The sequence below is a fragment of the Pseudarthrobacter sp. MM222 genome, assembly GCF_947090775.1.
GTDB lineage: Bacteria > Actinomycetota > Actinomycetes > Actinomycetales > Micrococcaceae > Arthrobacter.
In genome coordinates this window covers 3,849,167-3,864,931 of record NZ_OX352321.1, presented here as the reverse complement: position 1 = coordinate 3,864,931, position 15,765 = coordinate 3,849,167, and the positions used below count along the sequence as shown (strand labels likewise).

Annotated in this window: 12 protein-coding genes and 3 pseudogenes; 12 read left to right on the top strand and 3 right to left on the bottom strand. The window is 64.1% G+C overall.

The features are described 5' to 3' along the window. Window positions 1-6 precede the first annotated feature (6 nt). The 5 genes and pseudogenes from xylB to OM977_RS17680 all read left to right on the top strand — a co-directional run bounded on the left by xylB (window position 7) and on the right by OM977_RS17680 (window position 5,243). Window positions 7-1,520 (top strand): annotated as a pseudogene (xylB, locus tag OM977_RS17700) (xylulokinase). Between the two features lie 209 nt (window positions 1,521-1,729). Next, window positions 1,730-2,038, top strand: coding sequence for a hypothetical protein (locus OM977_RS17695; RefSeq protein WP_264355191.1), 309 nt, complete (start codon window positions 1,730-1,732; stop codon window positions 2,036-2,038). Window positions 2,039-2,241: 203 nt separating this feature from the next. Then, the gene (locus tag OM977_RS17690; RefSeq protein WP_264355190.1) at window positions 2,242-3,117 is read left to right on the top strand and encodes an aminoglycoside phosphotransferase family protein; all 876 of its coding nucleotides are present in this window, start codon (window positions 2,242-2,244) and stop codon (window positions 3,115-3,117) included. Between the two features lie 184 nt (window positions 3,118-3,301). After that, entirely contained in the window at window positions 3,302-4,156 is an 855-nt protein-coding gene (locus tag OM977_RS17685) for a phosphatidylinositol-specific phospholipase C/glycerophosphodiester phosphodiesterase family protein (protein WP_264355189.1), read from the top strand. Between the two features lie 46 nt (window positions 4,157-4,202). Then, window positions 4,203-5,243 carry a metallophosphoesterase gene (locus OM977_RS17680; protein WP_264355188.1) on the top strand — a complete coding sequence of 347 codons (1,041 nt, stop codon included), beginning with the start codon at window positions 4,203-4,205 and terminating at the stop codon, window positions 5,241-5,243. A gap of 87 nt (window positions 5,244-5,330) precedes the next feature. On the opposite strand, the gene OM977_RS17675 is transcribed toward OM977_RS17680, so the two are convergent. After that, window positions 5,331-5,579 carry a hypothetical protein gene (locus tag OM977_RS17675; protein ID WP_264355187.1) on the bottom strand — a complete coding sequence of 83 codons (249 nt, stop codon included), beginning with the start codon at window positions 5,577-5,579 and terminating at the stop codon, window positions 5,331-5,333. Between the two features lie 602 nt (window positions 5,580-6,181). Here OM977_RS17675 and OM977_RS17670 point away from each other — a divergent pair. The 7 genes and pseudogenes from OM977_RS17670 to OM977_RS17640 all read left to right on the top strand — a co-directional run bounded on the left by OM977_RS17670 (window position 6,182) and on the right by OM977_RS17640 (window position 14,740). Beyond that, entirely contained in the window at window positions 6,182-7,462 is a 1,281-nt protein-coding gene (locus OM977_RS17670) for an ABC transporter substrate-binding protein (RefSeq protein ID WP_264357465.1), read from the top strand. A 65-nt stretch (window positions 7,463-7,527) separates the two neighbouring features. Beyond that, window positions 7,528-8,415 carry a carbohydrate ABC transporter permease gene (locus OM977_RS17665; protein WP_141139131.1) on the top strand — a complete coding sequence of 296 codons (888 nt, stop codon included), beginning with the start codon at window positions 7,528-7,530 and terminating at the stop codon, window positions 8,413-8,415. Window positions 8,416-8,465: 50 nt separating this feature from the next. Beyond that, window positions 8,466-9,382: pseudogene (locus OM977_RS17660) on the top strand (carbohydrate ABC transporter permease). Between the two features lie 282 nt (window positions 9,383-9,664). Continuing rightward, window positions 9,665-10,708, top strand: a complete 1,044-nt coding sequence (locus OM977_RS17655) for a LacI family DNA-binding transcriptional regulator (RefSeq protein ID WP_264355186.1) — start codon at window positions 9,665-9,667, stop codon at window positions 10,706-10,708. A 39-nt stretch (window positions 10,709-10,747) separates the two neighbouring features. Continuing rightward, entirely contained in the window at window positions 10,748-12,331 is a 1,584-nt protein-coding gene (locus OM977_RS17650) for a glycoside hydrolase family 32 protein (RefSeq protein WP_264355185.1), read from the top strand. A gap of 37 nt (window positions 12,332-12,368) precedes the next feature. Next, on the top strand, window positions 12,369-13,319 hold the full coding sequence (locus OM977_RS17645) for a carbohydrate kinase family protein (RefSeq protein ID WP_264355184.1): 951 nt from the start codon (window positions 12,369-12,371) through the stop codon (window positions 13,317-13,319). Window positions 13,320-13,399: 80 nt separating this feature from the next. Then, the gene (locus OM977_RS17640; protein WP_264355183.1) at window positions 13,400-14,740 is read left to right on the top strand and encodes a NosD domain-containing protein; all 1,341 of its coding nucleotides are present in this window, start codon (window positions 13,400-13,402) and stop codon (window positions 14,738-14,740) included. A 34-nt stretch (window positions 14,741-14,774) separates the two neighbouring features. On the opposite strand, the pseudogene OM977_RS19775 reads toward OM977_RS17640, so the two are convergent. Beyond that, window positions 14,775-14,939: pseudogene (locus OM977_RS19775) on the bottom strand (pyridoxal 5'-phosphate synthase lyase subunit PdxS); the annotation flags it as partial. Beyond that, a complete protein-coding gene (gene purU / locus OM977_RS17630) occupies window positions 14,882-15,763 on the bottom strand; it encodes a formyltetrahydrofolate deformylase (RefSeq protein ID WP_264355182.1) in 882 nt (293 codons plus the stop codon). The pseudogene OM977_RS19775 and the gene purU, both read right to left, overlap by 58 nt. Window positions 15,764-15,765 lie beyond the last annotated feature (2 nt).

Genomic DNA, 15,765 nt, shown 5'->3' with positions numbered 1-15,765 from the left:
GCTCCCATGAAACTCGTCGCCGGCGTCGACTCCTCCACCCAAAGCTGCAAGGTGGTGGTTCTGGACGCCGGCAACGGCACGCTGGTCCGCGAGGGCCGCGCCGCCCACCCGGACGGCACCGAAGTGCACCCCGACCACTGGTGGCGGGCTTTGTCCGAAGCGTTCGACGACGCCGGAGGGCTGGTGGGCGTCAGCGCGCTCTCGGTGGCGGGCCAGCAGCACGGCATGGTCCTGCTGGATTACGCCGGCAACGTCGTGCGGCCGGCGCTGCTGTGGAACGACACCGCTCGGCGGGGGCCGCGGCGGCCCTGACCGAGGAAGTGGGGGCGGAAGAGTTGGCGCAAAGGACCGGTCTGGTCCCGGTGGCCTCCTTCACCGTCACGAAGGTCCGCTGGGTCCGGGACCATGAGCCGGAACTGGCGGACCGGGTGGCGGCCGTCGCTTTGCCGCATGACTGGCTGACCTGGCGGCTGCGCGGGTACGGCCCGGCAGTCTCCAGCCCACTGGGCCCGGACCTGGAACAGCTTACGACGGACCGCTCAGATGCCAGCGGAACCGGCTATTGGAGCCCCTCTGCCGGGGAGTACGACCTTGACCTGTTCAAGCTGGCCTTCGGCCGGGACGCCAGGGAGGCCACCGGCAACGCCGGGACTAGGCAAGCAGGAACCGTGATTCTGCCCCGGGTTCTCGGTCCCGGCGACGCCGCCGGAGAAATCCACCCCGGCTGCTTCGGACCCGGCAAGGCGGAACTGGCCGGTTCTACTGGATCCGGGCACCGGGTCCTGCTCGGTGCCGGCGCCGGGGACAACGCGGCAGCCGCCCTGGGTCTGGGTGCCGGGCCCGGAGACGTGGTGGTGTCCGTCGGCACCAGCGGCACGGTGTTCTCGGTGGCCTCGCTAGCCGTTGCCGATCCCAGCGGCACGGTGGCAGGTTTCGCGGACGCCAGCGGCGAGTACCTGCCGATTGCTGTCACACTGAATGCCGCGCGTGTGCTCAGCTCGGTGGCGGGCCTCCTGGGCGTGGACTTAGATGAACTCTCACGCCTCGCCCTTGAAGCTGAACCCGGCGCGGGCGGAGTGGTGCTGGTGCCGTACTTCGAAGGTGAACGCACACCCAACCTGCCCCACGCCAAAGCCAGTTTCCACGGGCTCAGCATTGCCTCCAGCACCAGGAGCAATCTGGCCCGGGCCGCGATTGAAGGCATGCTGTGCGGGCTCTCCGGCGGTCTGGATGCCCTCCGCGCGCAAGGCAGCCCCGCAACCCGGCTCCTGCTGATCGGCGGCGCCGTGCAGAACCCCGCAGTCCAAGCCATCGCGGCGCAGGTCTTCGATCTGCCGGTGACCATCCCCCGCCCGGGAGAGTACGTCGCCCGGGGTGCGGCACTACAGGCGGCTTGGGCCCGCAGCGGCCATCGCCCGGACTGGCCGGTCGCGGTGGACGCCGCGCCCGCCCCGGACTTCCACCCGGTCATTAGGCAGAACTACCAGCGGGCGAGCAGCCGGGTTGACCCCGGCAACTGAGCCGGAGCTCATAAATGCCTTTGCTTCAGCGCGGCAACGAAACAACGGGTCAACTCACAACTCGTGGCTGCTGACGCCGGACCGGACCTGGTCCCGAATAAACGCGTCAGGAGGGCAGCGGAGCACCGGATCAAGGCCGCCCTCCGGCACTACCGGGATAGCGTCGGACGGCCTATCGTGGTTCTGACTCAGCCCGAGGGAAAGGAACGATGATGTTCACCCTGCAAGTTAGCTATCCGGTCCGGGACTACGAGGCCTTCAAGAAAGTCTTTGACAGCGATCCCGCAGGCCGAGCCGCCTCGGGCGCCCGGTCTGTCCGCTTGTTCAGGGATACCGAGGACCAGAACAGCGTGGCCGTGCTCCTTGACTTCGACACCAAAGACGCCGCGACCGGCTTTCTGGAAAAGTTGCGCAGCCAGGTGTGGGACAAACCCGAGGTGATAGGGCAGCTTATGACGGCAGCGCCGACAGCCAGGATTCTGGAAGAGATGGCGCGCGAGGGTCAGGGCGCGGGCTGACGGCTGAAATCCGGCGGTCCCCACTGGATTGGCTAGCCGCAACTTCATGCTGTCCCAGGACGACGGCGGAAAGTCCCGCCGTCGTCCCTTTCCATGTCCTTTTGCACCCCGTCCGCTCTCGGGGTCTTGAACTATATTCGGACAAGGGAAAGGGACCGGACTGCACTGCAGGGACGAGAAAGGCGGATTTCTGAATGGCGCGAATGCCGCCAGCCACGGTGGAAGTGAGCAACACCGTCGTCCAGCGCCTCGTACGGGACCAGCGGCCCGACCTCGGCGATTGTCCTTTAACGCGGGTTGCGAACGGCTGGGACAACGCGACCTTCCGGCTCGGTGACGGCCTGGCCGTCCGGCTGCCGCGCAGGGCGGAGGCCGTCCCGCTGATACTGCATGAGCAGCGCTACCTTCCCGACATAGCCCGCCGCTCCCCGGTTGCGGTTCCTGTCCCCGTCCATGCCGGCAGGCCGACGTCGGACTTTCCATGGCCGTGGAGCATCGTGCGGTGGGTCCCCGGAACCGCTGCGGCCGACGCCGGCCCGCCAGGCCGCGGGCCGGCGGCTAAAGACCTGGCAGATTTCCTGCTGTCCCTTCACGTGCCCGCCGAAACCGGCGTCCCGGTGAACCCTTTCCGAGGCGTGCCGCTGACAGACAGTGGCACTGTGCTGGTGGAACGGCTCGGGGACCACGAACGCTACCCGCAGGCGGCAGCGCTGAGAGCAGTGTGGGCGCATGCCTGTGCCGCCAAACCCTGGGATGGTCCGCCGATGATGCTCCACGGGGACCTCCACCCCGGCAACATCCTGCTGGCGGACCGCGGCTCCCTGGCCGGCGTCATCGATTTCGGCGACGTCGGGGCGGGGGACCCGGCTGTCGATCTTGCGGTGGGGTGGCTGATGTTCGACGCCGGCACTCGCCACCGCTTCATGGGCGCCTTTGGCGCCGCAGTGGAAGCCGACACCTGGATGAGGGCCCGTGGCTGGGCCCTCATCCTGTCCACCGCCATGCTGAGCAACTCCGACGACAATCCGCGGATGTTCAGCGTAGGAAAGTTCGGGATCGGGCAGATCCTGGATGGCTGACTTAGGGCACCACTGGCAGGGCCTCCCTCAGCCCCGCCACGCCAATGGTCCTTCCCAGTTCACCCACCAGCCACCAACACGCCCTCCAGCGTTCTCCCACGACCAGCAGTCTTTTCACGCCCCCTTACGCCCGGCACGTTCCCATGTGCCGCGCGGAGAATCCCCTGCATTCAAGGAGTACTGCGTGTTCGTGAAAAGCACCCTTGCCGCCGTCGCCGTCCTTGCCTCCCTGGCCGGGACAGCAGCAGCCCCTGCCCCGGCAGAGGCAACCAAGCCGGCTCCCGTCGTCGGCCAGCCGCTCGCCCAGGCACATGCGCACAACGACTATGAGCACGACCGTCCCCTGTTTGATGCGCTGGAGCATGGCTTCACCAGCGTGGAAGCGGACGTGTGGCTGGTGGACGGCGAGCTGATGGTTGCCCACGACCTGGAGGATGTCCAGCCCGGCGTTACGCTCGAGAGGCTCTACCTCGATCCGCTCCAGGATCTGGTCCGCGGCCAGGGCAACAGTGTCTACCCGAAGTGGGATGGCAGCCTGCAACTTCTTATCGACATCAAGAGCGACGGCGAATCCACGTACGCCGCAATCGAGCAGGAACTGGCCGAGCACCGCGACATCATGAGCCGCTACAGCCACGGCACCACCAAGAACGGCCCGGTCACCGCGGTCGTCAGCGGAAACCGGCCGCTGGCCACCATGCAGGCGCAGGAGAAGCGCTTCAGCTTCTACGATGGCCGCTCCGCAGACCTCACCTCCGGAAGGCCTGCCGGCCTGATGCCGCTGGTCAGCGACAACTGGACCAAGCTCTTCACCTGGCAGGGCGTAGGCCCCATGCCGGAGGCCGAGCACGCCGAACTGCGCGCCTACGTGGCCGACGCGCACGCCAATGGCTTCCGTGTCCGCTTCTGGGCCACCCCCGACATGCCCGGCACCGCACGCGAAGCCATCTGGAACGAACTCTTCGACGCCGGCGTGGACCACATCAACACGGACGACCTCGCCGCGCTGCAGCAGTTCCTGACCGCCCGCGGGGCCTAAGCCGCACACCTCAAGCCCCAACCCCGCAAAGAAGTGGAACACCGTCATGCCTTCAATGACCATCAAAACGACGACGGCGGCAGCCGTCCTGGCGCTCGGACTCCTTGCGTCCCAGCCCGCCACTGCCGCCAACAACACCGCCGACAGCCAGGCGTTCACATTCGGCGTGATCGGCGACATCCCCTACGGCGAGGCCGAAATCGCGAAGTTCCCCGCGCGCATCCAGGACATCAACGCCGACAGCGCGCTGAAGTTCGTCACCCACGTGGGCGACATCAAGAACGGCTCCTCGGTCTGCTCGGACGAGTACTTCGAGACCATCCGCGCACAGTTCGACACCTTCGAGCACCCGCTGGTCTTCACCCCGGGCGACAACGAATGGGTGGACTGCCACCGCACCAACAACGGCGCCTACAACCCGCTGAAACGGCTCGACAAGCTGCGGGATGTCTTCTTCAACGAGCCCGGCAAGACCTTGGGCGCCACCATGCCTGTCAGAACCCAGGCGGACCTCGGGCTGCCGGAAAACGTCCGCTTCACCCAGAACCGGGTGGCGTTCTCCGTGCTGAATATCCAGGGCAGCAACAACTCGCTGCAGCCGTGGACCGGCCTGGGCGAAACCACAGCCACGCCCGAGCAGTTGGCCGAAGTTGAGCACCGGACGGACGCCGTACTGGCCCAGATCCGCGACACCTTCACTGACGCCGAACGCCGCAACGACCGCGCCGTTGTCCTGATGACCCAGGCCGACATGTTCGACCCGTCCCTGCTCGCCGCCGCGACCGCCAACCCGGACACCATGTCCGGCTTCCGCGAAATTGTGCAGGCCATCATCGACGAGACCAATAGCTTCGACGCCCCGGTTTACCTCATCAACGGCGACAGCCACGTCTTCGCCGAGAACCAGCCGCTTGCGGAGGGCTCACCCTGGCTGGAGATCTACGGCCGGCCCGCCGCCGATGACCTGCAGCGCATCACCGTGGACGGATCCGCCAACGCCACCAACTACGTCAGGTTCACCGTCGCCGGCAACAGTGCCGATGGCGCGGACGTTCTGGCCTGGGAAAAGGTCCCCTTCCGCCAGTAGGCACCCGACGGACGCGGACGACGGCGGGAGGTCCCGCCATCGTCCGCTTGGCAGGTCCATTCCTGGGCGGCTGAGCTTATGACCGAGTCACGGCTCGACCAGCGTCAGGATGGTTTCCGGACGGACGCCGTCGAATTTCATCGCTTCGGCTGCCTCTCCGGACTCCATCATTCGCTGGAAAGTTTCCATGTCGGGGACCTGGACGATCAGGCCTACACGGTTGCTCTTCGCCGGGTCGATAAACGTCCGAACCGTGATGCCCAGAGGCCCAAATACCTCTTCCCTTTTTGGTGACCTGAGCCAGCGCTTAACGTCGTCGACTTCGTGGAAAATCATTAGTGTTGGCATCATTGCCTCGGCTTTCCGGGGTTGGTCCAGGAGCCGGGCTGGATAGCAGCCGCGTGCGGACATCCTGATGACGCTGAACGTACCACTGCGCCAAATTCAGCGGTAGCAGTGAAAATTGTCCGGCCTCCCCCGGCACCGTGTCTGCCTTCGCTGTCTCAGGCGGAGGTCGGCACGATGTTGTGGTTGAGGCGGAACAGGTTGTACGGGTCGAAGCGGGTTCGGCCGGGCCGAAGGCGTCGGAGGCGTGAAGAATTTCGCGGTCGCCGGTGAGTGTCAGTCTTATCCCTTATGAAGGGGCTGCTGAAACTTTGCGGCTCGGCATCCTCCAACCGCCCGCGTGCCGTTGAGAACCATGCGGGACGCTGCCAATCTGCCAAAACGATTGGTCCTCAGCCGTGGCTTACGTGGTGGCGGCTGCCAATAGCGTCGCCAAGGATCCGCAACATTTCGATGTGATGCTTGACACGCATCTCCCGACGGCCCTAATGTGTTGCCAAGTCGATTTGGCAAAACGATTTTTCACCTAGACGTGAAAGTTTCCTGCCCCACCCCAACCGTAGATTCCGTTCAAAGAAAGGGAGTCGACAGTGATGTCCTCTCGAACCACGATTTCCCGGATCACCGCCCTTGGCGGCCTGTCCACCGCGGTGCTTCTAGCCGTAACCGCCTGCGGCGCGGGGGGCCCGGCAGCGACGTCGGGTAGCGCCGCGAGCACCGTCAACGTCCTCGTCGAGGCCGGCGGCCACGCCGAACTGACAGGCGTCGCCGAACAGTGCAAGAAAAACGCGGGAATCGACGTCAACTTCGTCGAACTGCCCTACGACGGCATGTTCAACAGGCTCTCCAGCGAGTTCTCCTCCGGCAACGTCTCCTTCGACGTCGCCGCGCTCGACTCCGTCTGGCTGCCCAGCTTCAAGGACGCTGTCCAGCCCATTGACGAGCTCTTCACCGACGAAGCCAAGAAGGACATCTTCCCGGCCCTCGTCAAAGAAGCGAACGTGGACGGGCACTTTATCGGCATGCCGGCCTGGACCAACGCCGAAATCATCCTTTACCGCAAGGACCTCTTCGAGGACGCCAAGAACAAGGCCGACTTCAAGGCCAAGTACGGTTACGAACTCGCCGCTCCGACCACGTGGAAGCAATACCAGGACATCTCTGAATTTTTCACGAAGGACGGCATGTACGGCACTGACGTGAAGGGTGGCGTCGAGACCGAATGGCTGGCCCATGTCCTCCAGGCCGGTTCCCCGGTGGTCCTCGATGAGAACAATAACGTCGTGATTGACAACGCGGCCCACAAGGAAGCACTGGACTTCTACACCAGCCTGACCAGCTATGCGCCTCCGGGTGCGGCGCAGGTGGACTGGGCAGCAGCGCAGAACCTGTTCAACCAGGGCAAGACCGCCATGACCCGCTTCTGGGCCCACGCTTACCGCCAAATCCCCAAGGACGCACCGGTTGCCGGCAAGGTTGGCGCGGCTCCGATGATCGGCGGCAGCGCAGGCGTGGCCGGTGTTCCCGGCCCTTGGTACCTCTCGGTCCCCAAAGCCACCAAGAACACGGACAACGCCAAGAAGTTCGTCAAGTGCGCCTACGACTACAACAGCCTGGGCATCGAGTCCAGCCTGGGCCTCGCCTCGCGCATCTCGGCCTTCGAGAAGTACCAGGACAAGGCCGGCTACGAGAGCTTCGGCCCGCTGATCAAAACGCTCAACGGTGCCGCCACGGCCACCCGGCCGGCAACCGAAAAGTGGCAACAGATCGTGGACACCGTCCTGGTGCCGCTCCTGCAGAAAGCCGTGGCCGGCGGGGACTCCGCGGCCCTCCTGGCTGACGCCAAGAAGCAGATCCAGGACCTCCTCAAGTAAGACTCCGCGGCCGGCACCTGCCCAACCGGTGCCGGCCGCGGCCCCAACAAACAGAAGAGAAAACCGTGCGCATCTCCGATCGCCGCTTCGCAGTGTTTCTGATGGCCCCGGCGGCTTTGTTCCTCGCCATCTTCGTGGCCTATCCGCTATTTCGCCTGGTGGCTGACAGCTTCTTCAAAATCTCGCCCATCGCCGGCGGACCCCGCGACTTCGTGGGCCTGGACAACTACTTCCGGGCCTTCGCCTCGGAGGCGTTTATGGGCGCCGGCTGGCGCACCCTCGCCTACACGCTGGTGGTGGTCACCCTCGAATTCGCCCTCGGGCTGGGCATGGCACTGCTCTTCACGATGCTGGGCCGCAACTCCCAGATCTGGCGGACCGTGTTCCTGTACCCGCTCATGATTGCGCCGATCGTGGCAGGCCTGCTGTGGAAGTTCCTCATGATCGACAACTTCGGCCTGATCGGAACCCTCATGCACCAGGCCGGGCTGCTGGCCAACCCCAACCAGATCGGCTGGTTGTCCGACCCCAACATCGTGCTGTTCTCGGTGGCCATTCCAGACATCTGGCTCACAACGTCATTCATGTGCCTGGTGCTGTTTGCCGGGCTGCAGAACATCCCCGGCGACCTGATCGAAGCGGCCCGCCTGGACGGTGCCCGTGCGCCCGCCATGCTGTTCCGCATCATCCTTCCCCTCCTGCGGCCCGTCATCGCCGTCGCGCTGGTGGTCCGCGGCATCGACGCAGCACGGGCCTTCGACACCATCCTCATCCAGACCAACGGCGGCCCCCAGTCCGCCTCCGAAACCATGAGCCTGCTGATTTACCGCACCATGATCCGCTTCGGCGATCCCGGACTGGCAAGCGCCATGGGCACCATCTACCTGCTGGCCATGCTCGCCGTCGCCTTCTTCGCGGTTTCCACCATCTGGCGGCCAGGAAAGGACAACTGATGAGTCTCGCAGACCCCCGCGTTCAAGGTCCAGCCGCAACGGAGACCACCATGCCAACCACAACGGCGCTTCCCGCGCTCCCCACCAAGGTTTCAGGAGGCAACGGTGCGCGCCGCCGTCGCCACCATGCCGAGGGCCTTGAGGCCGGCAAGCGCAGCACCCGCATCCTGCTGTGGATCCTCCTCGCGGCCGCGATGATCTTCTACGGCTTCCCGTTCCTCTACCTGCTGTTCACTTCCTTCAAAACGCCGATCGACACAATCGCGGTGCCGCCCACGGTCCTGCCCAGGGAATGGACGCTGGAGAACTACATTAACGCCCTGGGCCGCAGCGGAGTTATGGCCTCGTTCATCAACAGCGCGCAGACGGCGGTCATAAGCACGGTCCTGTCCCTCGTGCTGGCGGTTCCGGCCGCATACGGCATCACGCGTTACAAGACGCCGAGCGGGCGGGTGTTCATCATGGCAGCGCTGGTGACCCGCATGGTGCCGCCGGTAGCTATCGGCATCCCGCTCGCTTCGATGATGGCCTCCGCCGGTCTGGCCGATACCCTATCGCCCTCTCCATCGCCCACACCACCATCTCGTTGCCGCTGTCCATCTGGCTCATGTCCAGCTTCTTCGAAGCCGTTCCCAATGACCTTGAAGAGGCCGCGACGGTGGATGGGTGCAGCAGGCTCGGTGCCTTGTGGCGGGTGGTGATCCCGGTGGTTTCCGGCGGCATCGCGGTCACCGCGATCTTCGCCTTCCTCGCCTCCTGGAACGAGTTCCTTTTCGCCCTCCTCATGACCGCCATCCGGTCCCAGACAACCCCGGTGGTGATCGCCAACTTCCAGACCCAGTTCGGCCTGGACTGGGGGTCCATGACGGCGCTGGCCGCCGTGTACTCCATCCCGGTCATCCTCCTCACGCTTCTTTTGCAGCGCAAGATCGTCGCAGGCATGACGCTCGGTGCCGTCAAGGGCTAAACCACCAACAAAGAAACGAACAACAACCCGCACGGGAAAGCGCCGAAAGGTGTGCAGGAGAACATGGAATTTTGGCAGCCCAACGGCCCGCCGAACGGCTTGGCGCAAGGGCAACGACTATTCCTCGGTAGCCTACTGATAACAGGCCGGCAAGCACGCGCACGACTAAGAGCTGCCTCCGGTCGAGGAACGGCTTCCTCGCCGCTGGCCCGAACACGGCCGCCGGGACGAGTGAACCCGGCCCCTCAAGAGCATTACCAACCATAAGGACGTGGGAGAAAGATGAGCAACAGGAACATCGGGATCAAGGACGTGGCCGTCGCTGCCGGCGTCTCCGTGACCACCGTCTCCCACGTCCTCAACGAGGTTTCCTACGCTCGCATCAGCCCCGAAACCAGGGACAAAGTCAGGGCCATTGCGGAGGAACTTGGCTATGGCCCCAACCGCCTTGCCCAGGCCCTTCGCACGCAGAGGACCGGCATGCTGGGTCTGGTCAGCGAGGAAATCGCCACCACGCCCCACGCCGGCCGGATCATCCTGGGCGCTGAGGAGGCCGCCAAAGCCCGGGGGTACAACCTCATGATCATCAACACCTCCGGCTCAGCCAGCCTCGAATCCCGGCAGGCCGACGTCGAGGCGCTCCTGGAACGCCGGGTGGACGGAATCCTCTACGCCACCATGTACCACCGTAACGTGGAGCTGCCGGCCAGCCTCGGCAGCGTGCCCTCCGTCCTGGTCGACTCGGTGGCCACCGGCGGAAACATCACAGCCGTGATCCCCGACGAGGAAGGTGGGGCGCGCGCCGCCGTGGGCGCGCTCCTCCAGGCGGGCCACACCCGGGTGGGCTTTATCAACAACACCGATGATGTCCCCGCAACCCGTCAGCGGCTCCAGGCCTTCCGGGCCACGCTGACTGAAGCAGGGCTCGACGGCGACGCGGCACCTGTCGAGTCCGAGGTCTCCGAGGTGCAAGGCGGCTATGAAGCGGCCCGGCGGATCCTGGCACGCGAGGACCCGCCCACCGGCTTGTTCTGCTACAACGACCGGATGGCAATGGGAGCCTACCGCGCCGCTGCTGAGTTGGGGCTCACCATCCCCGCTGACCTTTCAGTCGTCGGCTTCGATGACCAGGAACTGATCGCCGCCAACCTTTACCCGGGCCTCACCACCGTGGCCCTGCCTCACTACGAGATGGGTGCTTGGGCCACCGAGCACCTGATTGACGCCGTCGAGGGGAAGACCGACCTTTCCCTCATGGCACTTCACCCGACCATTCTGAGTTGCCCCCTGGTGCGCCGCGATTCCATCGCGGCTCCCCGGCAATAGGCAGCCAGCCCCTTCCACGTCCCAAGAGGAACGCCACACATGTCCAGTTGCCTTGATGCCGCACACCCGGAAACAGCCCCGGCCGCAACCTCCAGGTTCCGGCCTGCCATCCACTTTTCGGCACGGGATACCTGGCTGAACGATCCCAACGGCCTAGTCTTCTACGACGGCGTGTACCACCTTTTCTTCCAGAACAACCCGTACGGCAACGTCTGGGGCAACATGTCCTGGGGTCACGCCACCTCCCGTGACTTGCTGCACTGGACGGAACATCCTGTTGCCCTTGCCTGCGACGAGACAGAGGACGTCTTCTCGGGAAGTGTCGTAGTGGACCATGGCAACACGTCCGGTTTCGGCACGGCGGAGGCACCTGCCCTCGTAGCCATTTACACCAGTGCCTACAAAGCCGCGTCCAAACACAGCGGCACGCAGGCCCAGTCGCTTGCCTACAGCACGGACGCGGGAATGACATGGCGAAAATACGAGGGAAACCCTGTCCTCACCAGACACTCCGCGAACTTCCGCGATCCCAAAGTCTTCCGCTATGAAGGGGACCAGGGTGCCTGCTGGATCATGGTCGCCGTCGAAGCGCAGCACCAAAAGGTGGTCTTCTATCGTTCGGAAGACCTCAAATCCTGGGAATTTCTGAGCGACTTCGGCCCGGCCAACGCCGACGCCGGCGAATGGGAGTGCCCCGATCTCTTTCCCCTGGCGGTGGACGGGGACCCGGACAACATCAAATGGGTGCTGATCGTAAACATCAACCCCGGCGCAGTGGCAGGAGGTTCCGGCGGCCAGTACTTCGTCGGGCACTTCGACGGCGTCCGATTCCTCCCCGACGCCGGTTCACTCGTGGCGCCAGCAGGGGTCAGCGCCCTGGGCGATTCCTCCGCGGCCGCTGCAGCGCTGCAGCAATGCCTGTGGCTGGACTGGGGGCGCGACTGCTACGCCTCGGTGTCCTTCAGCAACGCCCCGGATGGCCGGCGCATCATTATCGGCTGGATGAACAACTGGGACTACGCCAACCAGCTGCCCACCGCCCCCTGGCGGTCCTCGATGACCCTCGCCCGCGAACTGCGCCTCACAGCAGGAAACGGCTCCGCCCGCCTGACCCAGCAACCGGTCCTGGCCGGCCTCTGCGCAGGAGAAGAGTTGCCTGCGGCCGACGAGCAAATGCAGTCAGGCACCTTCGAGCTGCGAAATTCATCCGTCCGGTTGCCGGAGGCGGTACCCGGCAGCGCCCAAATCATCGAGGCGGAGATACTGCCTCAAAGCGCCGAAGAAGTAGCCTTCCATCTCTTCGGAAATGATGAAGGAAGCGCGGGGACAGTGCTGAGCTACAACGCCGCCACTGCCGAACTCGTCCTGGACCGCAGGCGGTCAGGTAACACCGGCTTTCACGAAGAGTTTTCATCCGTGGAGTCAGCCCCGCTGGTCCTTGAGGACGGCGTACTCAAGCTGCAGATCGTCGTCGACCATTGCTCGGTGGAGGTTTTCGCGCAGGACGGCAAGGTGGTCCTGACCGACCTTGTTTTTCCTGACCAGGGATATGCGGAGAACCGGCTGAGGGTTGAGGGCGGGCTGGCAACTGTCCGGACGCTCACTGTCACGGCGCTCGGCTAGAACGCAACCACCAACGGATACTCATGAAAGGTCCAGAATGCCAACAGTCCAGCACACCGACAATGATCCCAAACCGGGCGTGGATGTCCTTGTAGTCGGTGAAGCCCTTGTGGACATAGTTGTCTCGCCCCGAGGCACTGTGGAGCACCCCGGTGGATCACCCGCAAACGTTGCCTACGGACTCGGACGGCTGGGTGCGGACACCGCATTGTTGACCTCGATCGGCGACGACCACTATGCCGCCGCTATCGAGAAGCACCTTCGGAGCGCCGGTGTTAAGCTCTTGCCCGGTTCCAAGGTCCCTGGCGGGACTGCTACGGCGACTGCGGTTCTGGCTTCCGATGGTTCGGCACATTATGACTTCGACATCCGATGGGACCTCCCGCGGATCGCTCCGGCAACCCTTCCCAAAGTCCTGCACACCGGCTCGATAGCTACCTTCCTGGCGCCGGGAGCGGCAGTCGTAAGAGAGCTTCTCGAGCAATCACATAAGCGCTGTGTGGTCACCTACGATCCCAACATCCGGCCTGCACTGCTCGGCAGCCAATTTGAGGCGAAAACCATCTTCGAGGAACTCATCCCGTTCACGGAGGTTGTTAAACTCAGCGACGAGGACGCACTGTGGCTCTATCCGCGGCTGTCTCTGGACGACGTCTCAAAACGAATCCTTGAACTGGGGGCCGGACTCGTCGCCGTCACCATGGGAGCGGAGGGATCCCTGCTCACAACGGGAGGCACACGGGTAGCCGTTCCCTCGGTTAAGTCTGCCGTGGTCGACACCATTGGGGCCGGCGACTCGTACATGTCCGCCCTGATCTACGGACTCCTCATGCGCGGAGCGGATGGGCTGGCACCGTCGGTGCTGGAGTCGCTGGGCCGCATGGCATCCAAAGCAGCGGCCATCACAGTTCGCCGCCCAGGAGCTCACCCGCCAACGTCAGAGGAACTGCGAGCGGAGCTCCCGGAGTATCAACCAGTGGCCCAGTGAAGCCCTGCAGCGCCACATCACGGCTGGCCTGACTCTCGGCGCCGCCAAGTGCTGAGGAACCACAACACAAGGAAGAACCTATGCATAGCAACAACTGCTACGACGTGACGACGTGGCCCGTCGGCAATCCGTTCAAGGACGTCGGTGAAGTAATCAACAGCATCATCGCTGACATCAAGGACCGGCAGACCGTCACCGATGCGAACAACGGAGGAAAGCCAGGCGCGGTGATCTACATTCCGCCCGGGGACTACCACCTTCGGACGCAGGTGGTGATCGACATCAGCTTCCTCAAGATCCATGGCTCGGGACATGGCTTTACGTCCTCGAGCATCCGGTTCAACGTTCCCGAAGACCAATGGCCCGATTTGCATGAGCTGTGGCCCGGAGGGAGTCGCATTCTGGTCGACATTCCCGTCGACGGTCACGGTGAGGAATCCCAAGGAGCTGCCTTCTACGTTGAGCGAAGCGGGAGCCCGCGGATCAGCTCGGTTGAGTTCTCCAACTTCTGCATCGACGGCTTGCACTTCAACTCGGATGGCTCGGATATGCATCCGGAGAACACCTACGTCAACAGCAAGACCGGTATCTACGTCGCGAACGCCAATGACTCATTCCGCGTATCAGGCATGGGGTTCGTCTACCTTGAGAACGCCCTCACTATCTACAACGCGGACGCGCTTTCCATTCACGACAACTTCATCGCTGAATGCGGAAGCTGCATCGAGCTGCGCGGGTGGGGACAGGCATCCAAGATCACCGACAACCTGGTCGGAGCAGGCTTCAAGGGTCACTCGATCTACGCCCAGAACCATGGCGGGCTCCTGATAACCGCGAACAACGTATTCCCCCGTGGTGCGAGCAGCGTCCATCTCGACGGCGTCACCCGTTCAAGCGTCACCAACAACCGTCTGCATTCGTTCTACCCCGGGATGCTGATTCTCGCGGCCAATAGTTCGGAAAACCTCGTGGCCACGAATCACTTCCTGCGTGACCACGAGCCCTGGACGCCCTTCCTGGGAGTCGACAACGGGCTGGACGACCTCAACGGACTTCTCTGTATCAGCGGCAGCAATAACTCTGTCATCGGCAACCACTTCTCCCAGATCATCGACTCACAGAGCATCCGGCCCGCAGGTGCGACGCCTGTCATCATCCGGCTGATGGCGGGGGTTGGCAACTTCGTCTCCACCAACCACGTGGTGGCGATGGACGTTCACGCCAAGTCAAGTGACTCCTGCTTCTCGGCCCAGGTGGACGCTCTGTTGACGACCGAGGCTGCGGACGGCCTCGCCGTTACGGCCGTTATGGTCGATTCCGATTCAGCCCGGAATACCATCCTTGATTCCGGAAGTGACGCCCAAGTTCTCGCAGACAGGGCTGTTAACGCATTGAGGGCCACACCCACGGTCGGTTTCTAGGCGACAGATGCACTTGTACCAGGGGTGAGAACCTTTGGGCGCGGATATCCGCGGGAACGCGTTCCAACGCCATCACAGCCACGGCGCCGGCGTCTTCGGCGGTGCGGCAGCGTGCCAGTGCTCGCACCGGGCTGACAGGTGCTAGCGCAGTACGACCGTCCTGTTGCCCTGCAGGAATACGCGTCCCTCGCAGTGCCAGCGGACGGCGTTGGACAGGGCTTTCCGCTCAGTATCCCTTCCGGCGGCCACAAGATCGTCGGCACCGAAGGTGTGGTCCACCTCCACCACCTGCTGGGAAATGATCGGGCCCTCATCGAGCTCTGCGTTGACGTAGTGGGCGGTGGCGCCGACGGTCTTGACGCCGCGGGCGTGCGCCTGGTGGTACGGCTTGGCGCCCTTGAAGCTGGGCAGGAAGGAGTGGTGGATGTTGATGGCGCGGCCGTCCATCCGGCGGGTCAGGTCGTCGCTGAGGACCTGCATGTAACGGGCCAGGATGACGAGCTCGACATCGAGCCGGTCCACCAGGTCCACGAGGGTCGCTTCGGCTGCGGGTTTGGTGTCCGCTGTGACGGGCACATGGAAGAAGGGGATGCCGTGCCATTCCACGATCCCGCGGTGGTCCGGATGGTTCGAGACGACCCCGACTATCTCGATGGGAAGTTCGCCGATGCGGGCGCGGAACAGCAGGTCGTTGAGGCAGTGCTCAAATTTGGAGACCATGATCAGGACCCGGCGTTTCGCCGCGTGTTCGCGCAGTTGCCACTGCATGCCGAATTTATCGGCGACCGGCACGAAGGCTTCACGGAGCGACTCAACGCCGGCCGGTCCGCCGGTCGAGTCTCCGGCCGCCGCAAAGTGGAGGCGCATAAAGAAGTGGGCGTCGTCCTGCGAGTCAAACTGCTTGCTTTCCAAGATGTCGCAACCCTGTTCGAGCAGGAACCCGGACACGGCGTGGACGAGTCCCCGAGTCTCCGGGCAATCGAGGGTTAGGACATATTCAGCGCTGCTTTTCGGAGTATCCACGG